The organism is Pantoea phyllosphaerae (genome assembly GCF_051025595.1).
GTDB lineage: Bacteria > Pseudomonadota > Gammaproteobacteria > Enterobacterales > Enterobacteriaceae > Pantoea.
The window spans coordinates 1-16,163 of record NZ_JBPFDE010000003.1 but is presented as its reverse complement, the minus strand read 5'-3'; the positions used below and the strand labels follow the sequence as shown (position 1 = coordinate 16,163).

Below are 16,163 nucleotides of genomic sequence, written 5' to 3'. Positions count from 1 at the left end.
GATCACAATGCAGAACAGCGCGATGAAACCCTGGCTGGACTCCTCCTGGCTGGCCGGCGCGAACCAGTCTTACATAGAGCAACTCTATGAGGATTTCCTGACCGATCCGGACTCTGTCGATGCAGTGTGGCGCACGATGTTCCAACAGCTGCCGGGCACCGGCGTGAAGCCTGAACAGTTTCACTCCACCACGCGCGAATACTTTCGTCGCCTGGCGAAAGATGCATCTCGTTACACCTCCACCGTCTCCGACCCGGCCGCTAATTCAAAACAGGTTAAAGTCCTGCAGCTGATTAACGCCTTCCGTTTTCGCGGCCATCAGCATGCAAATCTCGACCCGCTTGGCCTGTGGAAGCAGGATCGCGTCGCGGACCTCGATCCCGCCTTTCACGATCTGACCGACGCCGATTTTCAGGAAAGCTTTAACGTCGGCTCTTTCGCCATCGGCAAAGAGACCATGAAGCTGGCCGACCTCTTCGATGCGCTGCAGCAGACCTATTGCGGCTCTATCGGCGCAGAGTACATGCACATCAACAACACCGAAGAGAAGCGCTGGATCCAGCAGCGTCTGGAATCGGCGGCGGGTCGTGCAGCCTTCACCAGCGAAGAGAAAAAAGGTTTCCTGAAAGAGCTGACTGCGGCAGAAGGGCTGGAAAAATACCTGGGCGCGAAATTCCCGGGCGCGAAACGCTTCTCGCTGGAGGGCGGCGACGCGCTGATCCCGATGCTGCGCGAAATGATCCGTCACGCGGGCAAGAGCGGCACGCGCGAAGTGGTGCTGGGTATGGCGCACCGCGGTCGCCTTAACGTGCTGATCAACGTGCTGGGCAAAAAGCCGCAGGATCTCTTCGACGAATTCTCCGGCAAGCATAAAGATCACCTCGGCACGGGCGACGTGAAATACCATATGGGCTTCTCGTCTGACATCGAGACTGAAGGCGGCCTGGTGCACCTGGCGCTGGCGTTCAACCCGTCCCATCTGGAAATCGTCAGCCCGGTCGTCATGGGCTCGGTGCGCGCGCGTCTCGATCGTCTCGATTCGCCGGGCAGCAACCAGGTGCTGCCGATCACTATTCACGGCGACGCTGCGGTGATTGGCCAGGGCGTGGTGCAGGAAACCCTGAACATGTCTCAGGCGCGCGGCTACGAAGTCGGCGGCACCGTCCGTATCGTGATCAACAACCAGGTAGGCTTTACCACCTCTAACCCGCGCGACGCCCGTTCAACGCCGTACTGTACCGATATCGGTAAAATGGTGCTGGCGCCAATCTTCCACGTCAACGCGGACGACCCGGAAGCGGTGGCCTTTGTCACGCGTCTGGCGCTCGACTATCGCAACACCTTCAAGCGCGACGTCTTTATCGACCTGGTTTGCTACCGTCGTCACGGCCATAACGAAGCCGACGAGCCGAGCGCGACCCAGCCGCTGATGTATCAAAAGATCAAAAAGCATCCGACGCCGCGTAAGCTTTATGCCGATCGCCTGGCGGCGGAAGGCTCTGCCAGCGCGGAAGATGCGACCGAGATGGTCAATCTCTATCGCGACGCGCTGGACGCGGGCGAGTGCGTGGTCGCCGAATGGCGCCCGATGAGCCTGCACTCCTTTACCTGGTCCCCTTACCTCAACCATGAGTGGGATGAGAGCTACCCGGCCACCGTCGAACCGAAACGCCTGCAGGAGCTGGCGCGCCGCATCAGCCAAATTCCTGACGCCGTTGAGGTGCAGGCGCGCGTGGCGAAAATCTACAACGACCGTAAAGAGATGGCCGAAGGCAACAAGCCCTTCGACTGGGGCGGGGCCGAGAATCTGGCCTACGCCACGCTGGTGGATGAGGGCATTCCGGTGCGTCTCTCCGGCGAGGACTCCGGCCGCGGCACCTTCTTCCACCGCCATGCGGTGATCCACAACCAGGCTAACGGCTCGACCTACACGCCGCTGCACCATATCCATAATGGACAGGGTCAGTTTAAGGTGTGGGACTCCGTGCTGTCGGAAGAGGCGGTGCTGGCGTTCGAATATGGCTACGCCACTGCAGAGCCGCGTACCCTGACCATCTGGGAAGCGCAGTTTGGCGACTTCGCCAACGGCGCACAGGTGGTGATCGACCAGTTCATCAGCTCCGGTGAGCAGAAGTGGGGACGCATGTGCGGCCTGGTGATGCTGCTGCCGCACGGCTATGAAGGCCAGGGCCCGGAACACTCCTCCGCGCGTCTGGAGCGTTATCTGCAGCTCTGCGCTGAGCAGAACATGCAGGTGTGCGTGCCCTCCACGCCGGCGCAGGTTTACCACATGCTGCGTCGTCAGGCGCTGCGCGGTATGCGCCGTCCGCTGGTGGTTATGTCGCCGAAGTCGCTGCTGCGTCATCCGCTGGCGATCTCGTCGCTGGACGAGCTGGCCAACGGCAGCTTCCAGCCCGCTATCGGTGAAATCGACGCGCTCGATCCGCAGCAGGTGAAACGCGTGGTGCTCTGCTCCGGCAAGGTCTACTACGATCTGCTTGAGCAGCGCCGCAAAAACGAGCAGACCGATGTCGCCATCGTGCGCATCGAGCAGCTCTATCCGTTCCCGCATAAAGCGGTGCAGGAAGCGTTGAAAGATTATGCCCATGTGCAGGATTTTGTCTGGTGTCAGGAAGAGCCGCTGAATCAGGGCGCATGGTATTGTAGCCAGCATCACTTCCGCGAAGTGGTTCCGTTTGGCGCGTCGCTGCGCTATGCGGGCCGTCCGGCCTCCGCTTCGCCGGCCGTGGGCTATATGTCCGTACATCAACAACAGCAGCAAGACCTGGTTAATGACGCGCTGAACCTTGGTTAATTTAAAAGGAAAGATAATGAGTAGCGTAGATATTCTCGTTCCCGACCTGCCTGAATCCGTTGCCGATGCCACCGTGGCAACCTGGCACAAAAAACCAGGCGATGCGGTAAGCCGCGACGAAGTGCTGGTAGAGATCGAAACAGACAAAGTGGTACTGGAAGTGCCGGCCCAGGCTGACGGCGTGCTGGAAGCCGTGCTGGAAGAGGAGGGCGCGACCGTCACGTCGCGTCAGATTCTGGGTCGCCTGAAAGAGGGCAACAGCGCTGGCAAAGAGACCAGCGCCAAAGCCGAAGCCAACGAGTCCACGCCAGCGCAGCGCCAGACCGCGTCGCTGGAAGAAGAGAGCAACGATACGCTGAGCCCGGCCATCCGTCGCCTGATCGCCGAACACGATCTCGACGCGACGCAGATTAAAGGCAGCGGCGTCGGCGGTCGTATTACGCGTGAAGATGTGGAAAAGCATCTGGCGAACAAACCTGCCGCGGCGAAAGCTGCGCCAGCCGCCGCTGAAGCTGCGCCGCAGCCAGCCGTCGCCAACCGCAGCGAAAAACGCGTGCCGATGACCCGTCTGCGCAAGCGCGTGGCCGAGCGTCTGCTGGAGGCGAAGAACAGCACCGCCATGCTGACCACCTTCAACGAAGTGAACATGAAGCCGATCATGGATCTGCGTAAGCAGTACGGCGATGCCTTCGAGAAGCGTCACGGCGTGCGTCTGGGCTTTATGTCCTTCTACCTCAAGGCTGTGGTGGAAGCGCTGAAGCGTTTCCCGGAAGTGAACGCCTCAATCGACGGCGAAGATGTGGTGTATCACAACTACTTCGACGTCAGCATCGCCGTCTCCACGCCGCGCGGCCTGGTGACTCCGGTGCTGAAAGATGTCGACGCGCTGAGCATGGCGGACATTGAGAAGAAAATCAAAGAGCTGGCGGTGAAAGGCCGTGACGGCAAGCTGACGGTCGACGAGCTGACCGGCGGTAACTTCACCATCACTAACGGCGGCGTTTTTGGCTCGCTGATGTCGACGCCGATCATCAACCCGCCGCAGAGTGCCATCCTGGGCATGCACGCCATCAAAGATCGTCCGATGGCGGTCAATGGTCAGGTCGTGGTGCTGCCGATGATGTACCTGGCGCTCTCCTACGATCACCGCTTGATCGATGGCCGTGAATCGGTCAGCTATCTGGTGGCGATAAAAGAGCTGCTGGAAGATCCGGCACGTCTGCTGCTGGACGTCTGATTTTTGCCGGGCGCGCCGACCAAACGCGCGCCCAACCTTATTACTCTTTTCAGACCTGAATGGATAGAACATCATGAACTTACACGAATACCAGGCGAAACAGCTGTTTGCACGGTATGGTATGCCGGCACCCACCGGCTACGCCTGCACTACGCCACGCGAAGCGGAAGAAGCGGCCTCTAAAATTGGTTCTGGCCCGTGGGTAGTGAAATGTCAGGTTCATGCCGGCGGACGCGGTAAAGCGGGCGGCGTGAAAGTGGTTAACAGCAAAGAAGAGATTCGCGCTTTCGCTGAGCACTGGCTGGGCAAACGCCTGGTGACCTATCAAACTGACGCCGACGGCCAGCCGGTTAACCAGATCCTGGTTGAAGCGGCGACCGATATCGATCAGGAGCTCTATCTGGGCGCGGTGGTTGACCGTGCGACCCGTCGCGTGGTCTTTATGGCCTCGACCGAAGGCGGCGTGGAGATTGAGAAAGTCGCGGAAGAGACCCCGCACCTGATCCACAAAATGGCGCTCGATCCGCTGACGGGTCCGCAGCCTTATCAGGGCCGCGAGCTGGCGTTTAAACTCGGCCTGACCGGCAAGCAGGTCAGCCAGTTCACGAAAATCTTTATGGGCCTGGCGACGCTGTTCCTCGAGCGCGACCTGGCGCTGGTTGAGATCAACCCGCTGGTGATCACGAAGCAGGGCGATCTGGTCTGCCTCGACGGCAAGCTGGGCGTGGACGGCAACGCGCTGTTCCGCCAGCCGGAGCTGCGCGAAATGCGCGATCCGAGCCAGGAAGATCCGCGCGAAGCGCACGCCACGCAGTGGGAACTGAACTACGTGGCGCTGGAAGGCAATATCGGCTGTATGGTCAACGGCGCAGGTCTGGCGATGGGCACCATGGACATCGTTAAGCACCACGGCGGCCAGCCGGCTAACTTCCTGGACGTGGGCGGCGGCGCGACCAAAGAGCGCGTGACCGAAGCCTTTAAAATCATCCTTTCCGACGACGCGGTCAAAGCGGTATTCGTTAACATCTTCGGCGGCATCGTGCGCTGCGACCTGATTGCCGACGGCATCATCGGCGCGGTGGCGGAAGTCGGCGTCAACGTGCCGGTTGTGGTGCGTCTGGAAGGAAACAACGCTGAGCTGGGCGCACAGAAACTGGCGGACAGCGGACTGAATATCATTGCAGCAACCAGCCTGACAGACGCGGCACAGCGCGTTGTTGCGGCTGCGGAGGGGAAATAATGTCTATTCTGATCGACAAAAACACTAAAGTGATTTGCCAGGGTTTCACTGGCGGTCAGGGTACGTTCCACTCTGAGCAGGCGCTGGCTTACGGCACGCAGCTGGTTGGCGGCGTGACGCCGGGCAAAGGCGGCACCACCCATCTCGGTCTGCCGGTGTTCAACACCGTGCGCGAAGCGGTAGAAGCCACCGGCGCGACGGCGACCGTGATTTATGTTCCGGCACCGTTCTGTAAAGACGGTATCCTGGAAGCGATCGAAGCGGGCATCAAGCTGATCATCACCATCACCGAAGGCATCCCGACGCTGGATATGCTGACGATTAAGGTGAAGCTGGACGAAGCGGGCGTGCGCATGATCGGGCCAAACTGCCCGGGCGTTATCACCCCAGGCGAATGCAAAATCGGCATCATGCCGGGCCACATTCACCAGCCGGGCCGCGTCGGCATCGTATCGCGCTCTGGTACCCTGACCTATGAAGCGGTGAAGCAGACCACGGACATCGGCTACGGTCAGTCGACCTGCGTCGGCATCGGCGGCGACCCGATCCCGGGCTCTAACTTCATCGACATCCTGAAAATGTTCCAGGATGACCCGCAGACCGAAGCGATCGTCATGATTGGTGAGATCGGCGGCAGCGCGGAAGAAGAGGCGGCGGCGTTCATTAAAGAGCACGTCACCAAACCGGTTGTTGGCTATATCGCGGGCGTGACCGCGCCGAAAGGCAAGCGTATGGGCCATGCGGGCGCCATCATCGCTGGCGGCAAAGGCACGGCGGACGAGAAGTTCGCGGCGCTGGAAGCGGCCGGTGTGAAAACCGTGCGCAGCCTTGCGGACATCGGCGACGCAGTAAAAGCGGTGCTGCCGGCTAACTAAGCGCGCACGCATCAGCTATCAGGCCACCCTTCGGGGTGGCTTTTTTTTGCCTGTAGGAGAGAGCAGGGCGCTGAAAAGGCGAAATCAGGCACCGGCAGCGAGACGCGTAACGGGCGAGAAGCAGTAGATGCTTTTTACGGCGGAAAGTTAAAAATTAAAATTAAAGGTAATGCTTTTCTAAATTACGCTATTTCTCAGTGACAACTAATTAACAATCTCCCCAAGGCTACATATCTGGAAATTAAAAGCGTTAATCCAGATCAATAATCCTCGATATTTAACAAACTTTACCGCTGGCAAAGCGTAAGCCAACCGGTTTTAATTGCGCTGCATCAATTCAGTCGTTTCCAATAACATCCAGGAGATTGCGCCAGGCCGCGCTATATCAACGCCGACGGCTTTTCTCTCTCGCCTGCCTGAATTCAACTGAATGGTGCTTTTCGGGGAAGTTTCACCACTGTTACTCGCTCACGTCGGGCCGCGGAGGCATCTGATCCGTCGGTAACAAAAAGCTGGAATTAATAATCGGTCGTTCCTGAATCTTATTCTCTGCGTTAATACCCGTTGTTCGCCGTTGTTATTCGCAGAGTAAGGTCATGCGAGGAGCAAGGAGTCATTATGTTAGATATCGTCGAGCTGTCGCGTTTACAGTTTGCCTTAACGGCGATGTACCATTTCCTGTTTGTCCCGCTTACGCTCGGTATGGCGTTTTTGCTGGCGATCATGGAAACGGTGTATGTCCTGAGCGGTAAACAGATCTATAAAGATATGACCAAATTCTGGGGCAAGTTATTCGGCATTAACTTTGCGCTGGGCGTGGCCACCGGGCTGACCATGGAGTTTCAGTTCGGCACCAACTGGTCCTACTACTCTCACTACGTCGGCGACATCTTCGGTGCGCCGCTCGCCATTGAAGGGCTGATGGCGTTCTTCCTGGAATCCACCTTCGTTGGCCTCTTCTTCTTCGGCTGGGATCGCCTGAGCAAAACGCAGCATCTGGCGGTGACCTGGCTGGTGGCGCTGGGTTCTAACCTGTCGGCGCTCTGGATCCTGGTGGCGAACGGCTGGATGCAGAATCCCATCGCCTCCGCCTTCAACTACGAAACCATGCGCATGGAGATGCTGAGCTTTTCGGAGCTGGTGCTCAATCCGGTGGCACAGGTGAAGTTCGTGCATACCGTGGCAGCGGGCTATACCACCGGCGCCATGTTTATTCTCGGCATCAGCGCCTGGTATCTGCTTAAGGGACGCGACGTCGCCTTTGCGAAACGCTCGTTCGCCATCGCCGCCAGCTTCGGCATGGCGGCGGTGCTGTCGGTTATCGTGCTGGGCGACGAGTCGGGCTATGAAATGGGCGACGTACAGAAAACCAAGCTCGCTGCGATTGAAGCCGAATGGGATACCCAGCCCGCGCCAGCGGCCTTCACGCTGTTTGGCCTGCCGGATCAGGAGAAGCAGGAAAACGCCGCGGCGGTGCAGATCCCTGGCCTGCTTGGCCTGATCGCCACGCGCTCTGTCGATAAGCCGGTTACCGGCCTGAAAGATCTCATGACACAGCATGAGGTGCGCATCCGTAACGGTATGAAAGCCTACGCGCTGCTGAATCAGCTGCGCAGCGGTAGCGAAGATCCGGCGGTGCGCGAAGCCTTCGACCGGAGCAAACAGGATCTGGGCTACGGGCTGCTGCTGAAACGCTATACCCCGAACGTGGCGGACGCCACCGAGGCGCAAATCAGGCAGGCGGTGAAAGACTCTATTCCGCGCGTGGCGCCGCTCTATTTCGCCTTTCGCATCATGGTGCTGGCGGGCGTGCTGCTGCTGGGCATTATCACCTTCTCGTTCTGGAGCGTGATCCGCAACCGCGTCGGCAAGCATCGCTGGCTGCTGAAGGCGGCGCTCTACGGCATCCCGCTGCCGTGGATTGCGGTCGAGGCGGGCTGGTTCGTCGCCGAATATGGCCGTCAGCCGTGGGCGATCGGCGAAGTGCTGCCGACCTCGGTGGCCAACTCGTCGCTGACCGTGGGCGATCTGCTCTTCTCCATGCTGCTGATCTGCGGTCTTTATACGCTGTTCCTCGTGGCGGAGATGTATCTGATGTTTAAATTCGCGCGCCTCGGGCCGAGCAGCCTGAAAACCGGACGCTATCACCATGAGCAGGTCGCGGCGGCGGCCGAGCCGGTACGCGGTTAAGGAGAGCAACCATGTTTGATTATGAAGTTTTGCGCTTTGTCTGGTGGCTGCTGATCGGCATTCTGCTGGTGGGCTTCGCCGTCGCGGACGGCTTTGATATGGGCGTCGGCATGCTGACGCGGCTGATGGGGCGCAACGACACCGAACGCCGCATTATGATAAACAGCATCGCGCCGCACTGGGACGGCAACCAGGTCTGGCTGATCACCGCGGGCGGGGCGCTGTTCGCCGCCTGGCCGATGGTGTATGCCGCCGCCTTCTCCGGCTTCTATGTGGCGATGATTCTGGTGCTGGCGTCGCTCTTTTTTCGTCCGGTGGGTTTCGATTATCGTTCTAAAATTGAAGATATGCGCTGGCGCGGCATGTGGGACTGGGGCGTCTTTATCGGCAGCTTTGTGCCGCCGCTGGTGATTGGCGTCGCGTTCGGTAATCTGCTGCAGGGGGTGCCGTTCCGCGCGGATGAATTTTTGCGCCTCGTCTACACCGGTAACTTCTTCCAGCTGCTCAATCCGTTCGGGCTGCTGGCGGGCGTAATCAGCGTTGCGATGATCCTGACGCAGGGCGCGACCTATTTGCAGATGCGCACCGCAGGCGAGCTGCATCTGCGTTCGCGCGCGGTGGCGCAGGTGACGGCGCTGGTAATGATGGTCTGCTTCGTGCTGGCGGGCGTCTGGGTGAAATATGGCATCGACGGCTACGTGATTACCAGCGCCATCGATCACCATGCTGCCTCGAACCCGCTGGGCAAAACCGTGGTGCGCGAGGCGGGTGCCTGGCTGGCGAACTTTAACCAGATGCCGGCGCTGTGGCTCTTTCCGCTGCTCGGCGTAGTGCTGCCGCTGCTGACGGTCATTTTCTCGCGCTGCGAGAAGGGCGGCTGGGCGTTTCTTAGCTCATCGTTGACGCTGGCGTGCGTCATTATGACCGCCGGCATCGCCCTGTTTCCCTTTATCATGCCGTCAAGCATCGAACCCGGCATGAGCCTGACGATGTGGGATGCCACCTCGAGCCAGCGCACGCTGACGGTGATGACCTTCGCCGCCCTTATCTTCGTCCCGATTATCCTGGCCTACACCAGCTGGTGCTACTACAAGATGTTTGGGCGGATTACGAAAGAACATATTGAGCGCAATACGCACTCTCTCTACTGATTAAGGAGACGACGCATGTGGTATTTTGCCTGGATTCTCGGCACCCTGCTGGCCTGCGCTTTTGGCATCATCACCGCGCTGGCGCTTGAGCACGTTGAAGATAGCGCCGCAAACGACGAGCGCGCCTGATGCGTAAACTGATTCGGACGTCATACCGTCTGATGAACAAAGGGCCTTTGCGGGCCCTTTCGCTCATCCTGGCGCTGGTTGTCGCGGGCTGTTTATTCTGGGATCCTTCGCGCTACGCCGCGCACACCAGCACGCTCTCAGTCTGGCAGGGGATTCTGGTTATCTGGGCGGTCTGCGCTGGCGTTATCCATGGCGTAGGCTTTCATCCACGCCGGACGCGCTGGCAGGCGCTCTTCTCGCCGCTGCTGGCCCTGATCGTTCTGCTGTTCGCACTCTACTGGTTCTGGCGCTGACGCGAAATGTCCGCCGCTGGCGGTGAGGTATTGTCAGCGGCAGGTCAAGAAATCTACTGAAAATCCTTCTGATTGTTACCTTCCGATAATTATTTTCTCCTGGCTCTGGCATCCCATTCCCAACCCCAAATCTCTTGCGTATAGTAGCAACGTTTAAAAACGAGACCGGGATGTAGAGTGAGTACAACGCTGTTTCGCTGGCCGGTTCGGGTCTATTACGAAGACACCGATGCTGGTGGCGTGGTTTACCATGCCAGCTATATCGCTTTTTATGAACGAGCACGTACCGAAATGCTGCGTCAGCGCCATTTCAATCAGCAAACGCTGCTGGAACAGCAGGTTTCTTTTGTGGTGCGGCGCATGACGGTGGAGTATGTTGCGGCGGCGCGTCTTGACGACCTTCTGGAGATCCAGAGCGAAGTCACCGCCATGACGCGCGCAACCATGACATTTTCCCAGCGTATCGTGAATGCAGAAGGCAGAGTCCTGAATGAAGCAGAAGTCCTGATTGCCTGCATTAACCCACATCTTATGAAGCCGATTGCGCTTCCCAAGTCTATTGTCGCGGAGTTCAAGCAGTGACTGACATGAACGTTCTTGATTTGTTCCTGAAGGCGAGCCTTCTGGTCAAACTTATCATGTTGATTTTGATCGGCTTTTCTATTGCCTCATGGGCCATCATTATTCAGCGCACCCGAATTTTGAACGCGGCGGGACGCGAGGCGGAAGCCTTTGAAGATAAATTCTGGTCCGGCATTGAGCTGTCGCGTCTCTATCAGGAGAGCCAGGGACGCCGCGAAGAGCTGAGCGGTTCAGAGCAGATCTTCTACGCGGGCTTCAAAGAGTTTGCCCGTCTGCACCGTGCCAACAGTCACGCGCCCGAAGCGGTAGTGGAAGGCGCCAGCCGCGCAATGCGTATCTCGATGAACCGCGAGCTGGAAACGCTGGAAAACCACATTCCTTTCCTCGGCACCGTCGGCTCAATCAGCCCCTACATCGGCCTGTTCGGCACCGTATGGGGCATTATGCACGCCTTTATCGCGCTGGGCGCGGTCAAGCAGGCGACGCTGCAGATGGTGGCGCCGGGTATCGCTGAAGCGCTGATCGCCACCGCGATCGGCCTGTTCGCCGCGATTCCGGCGGTCATGGCCTATAACCGACTGAACCAGCGCGTCAACAAGCTGGAGCAGGGCTACGACAACTTTATGGAAGAGTTCACGGCCATCCTGCACCGTCAGGCCTTCTCCAGCGACAGCGCGAAGTAAGCGGAGGTAACCCATGGCCAGAGTACGTGGTCGCGGCCGCCGCGACCTGAAATCGGAAATTAATATCGTTCCGCTGCTCGACGTCCTGCTGGTGCTGCTGCTGATCTTTATGGCGACAGCGCCGATTATTACCCAGAGCGTAGAAGTGGACCTGCCGGACGCCACCGATTCGAAAACGGTCTCCAGCGACGATAATCCGCCGGTGATCGTTGAGGTTTCAGGCGTCGGTCAGTACAGCCTGGTGGTGGATCACGATCGTATGGAGCAGTTGCCGCCGGAACAGGTGGTGAACGAGGCGCAGCGTCGCATCGAGGCGAATCCGAAAACCGTCTTTTTAATCGGCGGCGCAAAGGATGTGCCCTATGACGAAATTATTAAAGCGCTCAACCTGCTGCATCAGGCAGGCGTTAAATCTGTCGGTTTGATGACGCAGCCGATTTAAAGTCGAACCGTTTTTTGGGAACCGAGTGTGTCGAAGGCAACCGAGCAAAACGAGAAGTTAAAGCGCGCGATAATTATATCGGTGGCTCTGCACGTGGTGCTGATCGCTCTGCTGATCTGGAGCTCCTTCAACGAGAATATTGAGGCGAGCGGCGGCGGTGGCGGCAGCGATATCGACGCGGTGATGGTCGATCCTGGCGCCGTGGTTGAACAGTACAACCGTCAGCAGAACCAGAAAAGCGACAGCCAGCGCGCCGAGCAGCAGCGTGAGAAGCAGGCGCAGCAGCAGGCTGAAGAGCTGCAGCAGAAGCAGGCCGCGGAGCAGCAGCGCCTGAAGGCGATCGAAAAAGAGCGCCTGCAGGCACAGGAAGCGGCAAAAGCGCAGGCTGAACAGCAGAAACAGGCGGAAGCGGCGGCTAAAGCGGCGCAGGAGCAGCAGAAAGCGGCTGAAGCGGCCGCAGCTCAGGCGAAAGCCGATGCCAAAGCGCAGGCGCAGGCGCAGGCTAAAGCGGCTGCCGAGGCGGCGCAAAAGGCGGAAGAACAGGCGAAACAGGCCGCTGCCGAGGCGAAGAAAAAGGCGGAAGAGCAGGCGAAAGCCGCCGCCGCGTCCGCCGCCAAAGAGAAAGCGGTGGCCGACGCGAAAGCGGCAGCCGATGCGAAGGCGAAAGCGGCAGCAGAGGCGAAAGCCAAAGCGGCCGAAGAAGCGAAAGAGAAAGCGGAAGCGGCTAAAGAGAAGGCGGCGCAGGAAGCGAAAGAGAAAGCCGAAGCGGCCAAAGAAAAAGCCGCTCAGGAAGCCAAAGAAAAAGCGGAAGCCGCGAAAGAGAAAGCGGCGGCCGAGGCGAAAGCGAAAGCCGATGCGGCCGCCAAAGCCAAAGCGGACGCCGCGGCGAAAGCCAAGGCCGCTGCCGACGCGAAGAAAAGAGCGGCGGCGGAAGCGGCGAAAAACAGCAGCGACGTCGACGATCTGCTTGGCGGCCTGACCTCTGGTAAGAATGCACCGAAAAGTGGCGCGGCCGGCGGCGGCGCGGCAGGGCAGGGCAACCAGAAAAAAGCGGGCGCATCGGGCGCAGAGATCAACTCTTATCTGGGGCAGGTTGTGGGCGCGATTCAGAGCCGCTTCTACGATGCTGATACTTATAAGGGGAAAGAGTGTAACCTGCGTATCAAGCTGGCGCCGGATGGTTTGCTGATTGACGTCAAATCTGAAGGCGGCGACCCGGCGTTATGCCAGGCGGCGATCGCTGCCGCGAAGCAGGCTCATATTCCTAAGCCGCCCTCGCAAGCAGTGTATGAAGTGTTTAAAAACGCGCCGATGCGTTTCAAACCGGAATAATGCAGTAACCCACGGCAGGTTGGACTAAGGTTAGCTTGCCGTATTAGATGAATACTCGTGTTTTTCAGGAACTGTGCGAATTATCGTGAACCCAGGTTCAGGTAAGGGAGAAAAGATGAAGCAGGCACTTCGTGTAACCTTAGGTTTTTTTGTTCTGCTGTGGGCGGCAATGCTCCACGCAGAAGTACGCATTGAAATTACGCAGGGCGTAAACACCGCGCGTCCAATCGGTGTGGTGCCCTTTAAATGGGCTGGCTCAGGCGCCGCGCCTGAAGATGTCGGCGGCATCGTCTCTGCTGACTTACGCAACAGCGGTAAATTCAATCCCATCGATCGTTCACGTCTGCCGCAGCAGCCGACCAGCGCGCAGGAAGTACAGCCTGCCGCCTGGAGCGCACTGGGTATCGATGCGGTAGTCGTCGGTCAGGTCACCTCTAATCCAGATGGCAGCTATCAGGTTGCCTATCAGTTGGTGGACACCGGCGGTGCACCGGGCACCGTTCTGGCGCAGAACTCATACAAGGTCACTAAACAGTGGCTGCGCTATGCTGCGCACACCGCCAGTGACGAGGTGTTCGAGAAGCTGACGGGCGTTAAAGGCGCGTTCCGTACCCGTATTGCCTACGTGGTGCAGACCAACGGCGGCCAGTTCCCGTATGAGCTGCGCGTGTCAGACTACGACGGCTTTAACCAGTTTGTGGTCCATCGCTCGCCGCAGCCACTGATGTCTCCGGCCTGGTCGCCAGACGGCAGCAAAGTGGCCTATGTGACCTTTGAAAGCGGTAAATCAGCGCTGGTGGTACAGACGCTGTCAAACGGCGCGATTCGCCAGGTTGCCTCTTTCCCGCGCCACAATGGCGCGCCGGCCTTCTCGCCAGACGGGACGAAACTCGCTTTCGCCCTGTCGAAAACGGGCAGCCTGAACCTCTATGTGATGGATCTGGCTTCCGGCCAGACGCGTCAAATCACCGACGGTCGCTACAACAGCACTGAACCGAGCTGGTTCCCGGACAGCCAGACGCTGGCTTACACCTCAGATCAGGCTGGCGCGCCGCAGATTTATAAAATTGGTATCAACGGCGGTGCACCTCAGCGTATTACCTGGGAAGGTTCACAAAACCAGGACGCGGACGTCTCTGCCGATGGTAAAACCATGGTGATGATCAGCAGCGCCGGTGGCGCTCAGCACGTCGCCAAACAGGATCTGGTAACGGGAGCCGTTCAAACGTTAACGAGCACGTTCCTGGATGAATCGCCAAGTCTGGCGCCAAACGGCACGATGGTAATCTATAGCTCTACTCAGGGGATGGGTTCCGTGTTGCAGTTGGTATCAACAGATGGGCGTTTCAAAGCGCGTCTTCCGGCAACCGATGGACAGGTCAAGTCACCTGCCTGGTCGCCGTATCTGTAATGCATCGGTCCCCTGCGCAGCAGGGGGTTAAATGTATGATAAACAATATAACAGGATAACAAAATGCAACTGAACAAAGTGCTGAAAGGGTTGATGCTGGCTCTGCCGGTTCTGGCTGTAGCCGCTTGTAGCTCACACAAAAACAACAACAACGACCAGACTGGCATGGGTGCTGACGGCGCTTACGGCAACGGTGCTGGCATGAACGGCAGCGGCAACATGTCTTCTGACGAGCAGGCGCGTCTGCAGATGCAGCAGCTGCAGCAGAACAACATCGTCTACTTCGGTCTGGACAAATATGACGTGCAGTCTGACTACGCTCAGATGCTGGACCAGCACGCAGCCTTCCTGCGCAGCAACCCGTCATACAAAGTGACCATCGAAGGTCACGCGGATGAGCGCGGCACGCCGGAATACAACATCGCACTGGGCGAGCGTCGTGCTAACGCCGTGAAGATGTATCTGCAGGGCAAAGGCGTGTCGGCTGACCAGATGTCTATCGTCTCTTACGGTAAAGAGAAACCGGCTGTTCTGGGTCATGACGAAGCGGCCTACTCCAAAAACCGTCGTGCCGTTCTGGTCTACTAAGAGAATCACATGATTAGTAACTTCAGACTTCACCTGTTGGGTCTGTCGTTACTGGTTGGCGTAGCGGCCCCCTGGGCCGCTAATGCCCAGGCATCAATCAGTAACGTCGGCTCTGGCTCGGTCGAAGACCGCGTCACCACTCTTGAACGCATTTCTAACGCCCAGGCTCAGCTTCTGCAGCAACTGCAGCAGCAGATGAGCGACAACCAAAGCGATATCGATTCGCTGCGCGGGCAAATCCAGCAAAACAGCTACCAGCTTAATCAGGTCATCGAGCGGCAGAAGCAGCTCTATCAGCAGATCGACAGCCTGAGCAGCAGCGGCGTGAACAGTACGGCACAAAGCGGCGCGGATGCGCCGGCGGCGAGCGCCGATACGGGCGCAGCGGCCAGCGCAGACGGTGCGGCGGCAGCCTCATCAGGCGCGCCGGTGCAGAGCGGCGACGCCAACAGCGACTATAACGCCGCGGTGGCGCTGATTCTGGAAAAAAAACAGTACGACCAGGCGATCGCTGCGCTGCAGGCGTGGGTCAAGCGCTATCCTGACTCAACCTACCAGCCAAACGCCAATTACTGGCTGGGGCAGTTGAATTACAACAAGGGTAAAAAAGATGACGCGGCGTACTACTACGCCACCGTGGTTAAAAATTACCCGAAGTCGCCAAAGGCTTCTGAAGCGTTGCTAAAGGTTGGCGTTATCATGCAGGAGAAAAAGGATACGGCGAAAGCCAAGGCCGTTTTCCAGCAGGTGATAAAACTTTACCCCAATACCGATTCGGCGAAGCAGGCGCAAAAACGTCTCGACGGGCTGTAATTTGTGCAGCCAGCACCGGATTTTGCCTGATTTCTGGTCTGGCAGCATGAAAGGTAAGCAGTTGACGCCGAGGGCGGAAAATAAGGGTTGCGCTACCTCGGTAAATCAGTAATATATGCCGCCGTTGCCGGGACAGATTGCAAATGTGTCTGGCAAGCCTGAAGATGGGTCGTTAGCTCAGTTGGTAGAGCAGTTGACTTTTAATCAATTGGTCGCAGGTTCGAATCCTGCACGACCCACCATCTTCTCAGCGAACAGGTTTTCTTCTCTGTTGCTGCGAAACTTCAGCATCGCTTCACAACCTAAAGATGGGTCGTTAGCTCAGTTGGTAGAGCAGTTGACTTTTAATCAATTGGTCGCAGGTTCGAATCCTGCACGACCC

At 58.3% G+C, this 16,163-nt stretch carries 15 protein-coding genes and 2 tRNA genes; all 17 read left to right on the top strand.

The genetic code is table 11. From position 1 onward, the window contains the following. Positions 1–7: 7 nt before the first annotated feature. Positions 8–2,815 (top strand): 2-oxoglutarate dehydrogenase E1 component, encoded by a 2,808-nt coding sequence (gene sucA / locus ACR6A7_RS05430; RefSeq protein ID WP_434123831.1) that lies wholly within the window; start codon positions 8–10, stop codon positions 2,813–2,815. Positions 2,816–2,831: 16 nt separating this feature from the next. Next, positions 2,832–4,052 (top strand): 2-oxoglutarate dehydrogenase complex dihydrolipoyllysine-residue succinyltransferase, encoded by a 1,221-nt coding sequence (odhB, locus tag ACR6A7_RS05425; RefSeq protein ID WP_434123830.1) that lies wholly within the window; start codon positions 2,832–2,834, stop codon positions 4,050–4,052. Between the two features lie 73 nt (positions 4,053–4,125). Then, complete coding sequence (gene sucC, locus ACR6A7_RS05420) at positions 4,126–5,292, top strand: ADP-forming succinate--CoA ligase subunit beta (RefSeq protein ID WP_033788974.1); 1,167 nt, start codon at positions 4,126–4,128, stop codon at positions 5,290–5,292. Then, on the top strand, positions 5,292–6,167 hold the full coding sequence (gene sucD, locus ACR6A7_RS05415) for a succinate--CoA ligase subunit alpha (protein ID WP_434123829.1): 876 nt from the start codon (positions 5,292–5,294) through the stop codon (positions 6,165–6,167). The genes sucC and sucD overlap by 1 nt, the downstream gene beginning before the upstream one ends. Positions 6,168–6,785: 618 nt before the next feature. Continuing rightward, complete coding sequence (gene cydA / locus ACR6A7_RS05410) at positions 6,786–8,357, top strand: cytochrome ubiquinol oxidase subunit I (protein ID WP_434123828.1); 1,572 nt, start codon at positions 6,786–6,788, stop codon at positions 8,355–8,357. Positions 8,358–8,368: 11 nt separating this feature from the next. After that, entirely contained in the window at positions 8,369–9,508 is a 1,140-nt protein-coding gene (cydB, locus tag ACR6A7_RS05405; RefSeq protein ID WP_434123827.1) for a cytochrome d ubiquinol oxidase subunit II, read from the top strand. A 15-nt stretch (positions 9,509–9,523) separates the two neighbouring features. Next, positions 9,524–9,637, top strand: coding sequence for a cytochrome bd-I oxidase subunit CydX (gene cydX / locus ACR6A7_RS05400; RefSeq protein WP_434123826.1), 114 nt, complete (start codon positions 9,524–9,526; stop codon positions 9,635–9,637). After that, positions 9,637–9,930: a cyd operon protein YbgE gene (gene ybgE / locus ACR6A7_RS05395; RefSeq protein WP_434123825.1), complete on the top strand. Its 294-nt coding sequence runs from the start codon at positions 9,637–9,639 to the stop codon at positions 9,928–9,930. The genes cydX and ybgE overlap by 1 nt, the downstream gene beginning before the upstream one ends. Before the next feature lie 177 nt (positions 9,931–10,107). Next, positions 10,108–10,512 carry a tol-pal system-associated acyl-CoA thioesterase gene (ybgC, locus tag ACR6A7_RS05390; RefSeq protein WP_434123824.1) on the top strand — a complete coding sequence of 135 codons (405 nt, stop codon included), beginning with the start codon at positions 10,108–10,110 and terminating at the stop codon, positions 10,510–10,512. Next, positions 10,509–11,195 carry a Tol-Pal system protein TolQ gene (gene tolQ, locus ACR6A7_RS05385; protein ID WP_033751685.1) on the top strand — a complete coding sequence of 229 codons (687 nt, stop codon included), beginning with the start codon at positions 10,509–10,511 and terminating at the stop codon, positions 11,193–11,195. Before ybgC ends, tolQ begins: the two co-directional genes overlap by 4 nt. A gap of 13 nt (positions 11,196–11,208) precedes the next feature. Further along, positions 11,209–11,637, top strand: coding sequence for a colicin uptake protein TolR (tolR, locus tag ACR6A7_RS05380; protein ID WP_434123823.1), 429 nt, complete (start codon positions 11,209–11,211; stop codon positions 11,635–11,637). Between the two features lie 27 nt (positions 11,638–11,664). Next, complete coding sequence (tolA, locus tag ACR6A7_RS05375) at positions 11,665–12,969, top strand: cell envelope integrity protein TolA (protein ID WP_434123822.1); 1,305 nt, start codon at positions 11,665–11,667, stop codon at positions 12,967–12,969. A gap of 115 nt (positions 12,970–13,084) precedes the next feature. Then, positions 13,085–14,380 (top strand): Tol-Pal system beta propeller repeat protein TolB, encoded by a 1,296-nt coding sequence (gene tolB / locus ACR6A7_RS05370; RefSeq protein ID WP_033751678.1) that lies wholly within the window; start codon positions 13,085–13,087, stop codon positions 14,378–14,380. Between the two features lie 63 nt (positions 14,381–14,443). Then, positions 14,444–14,968 carry a peptidoglycan-associated lipoprotein Pal gene (gene pal / locus ACR6A7_RS05365; protein WP_312111482.1) on the top strand — a complete coding sequence of 175 codons (525 nt, stop codon included), beginning with the start codon at positions 14,444–14,446 and terminating at the stop codon, positions 14,966–14,968. A gap of 9 nt (positions 14,969–14,977) precedes the next feature. Then, on the top strand, positions 14,978–15,781 hold the full coding sequence (cpoB, locus tag ACR6A7_RS05360; protein ID WP_434123820.1) for a cell division protein CpoB: 804 nt from the start codon (positions 14,978–14,980) through the stop codon (positions 15,779–15,781). Between the two features lie 166 nt (positions 15,782–15,947). Beyond that, a tRNA-Lys gene (locus ACR6A7_RS05355) sits at positions 15,948–16,023 on the top strand. Between the two features lie 68 nt (positions 16,024–16,091). After that, a tRNA-Lys gene (locus ACR6A7_RS05350) sits at positions 16,092–16,163 on the top strand.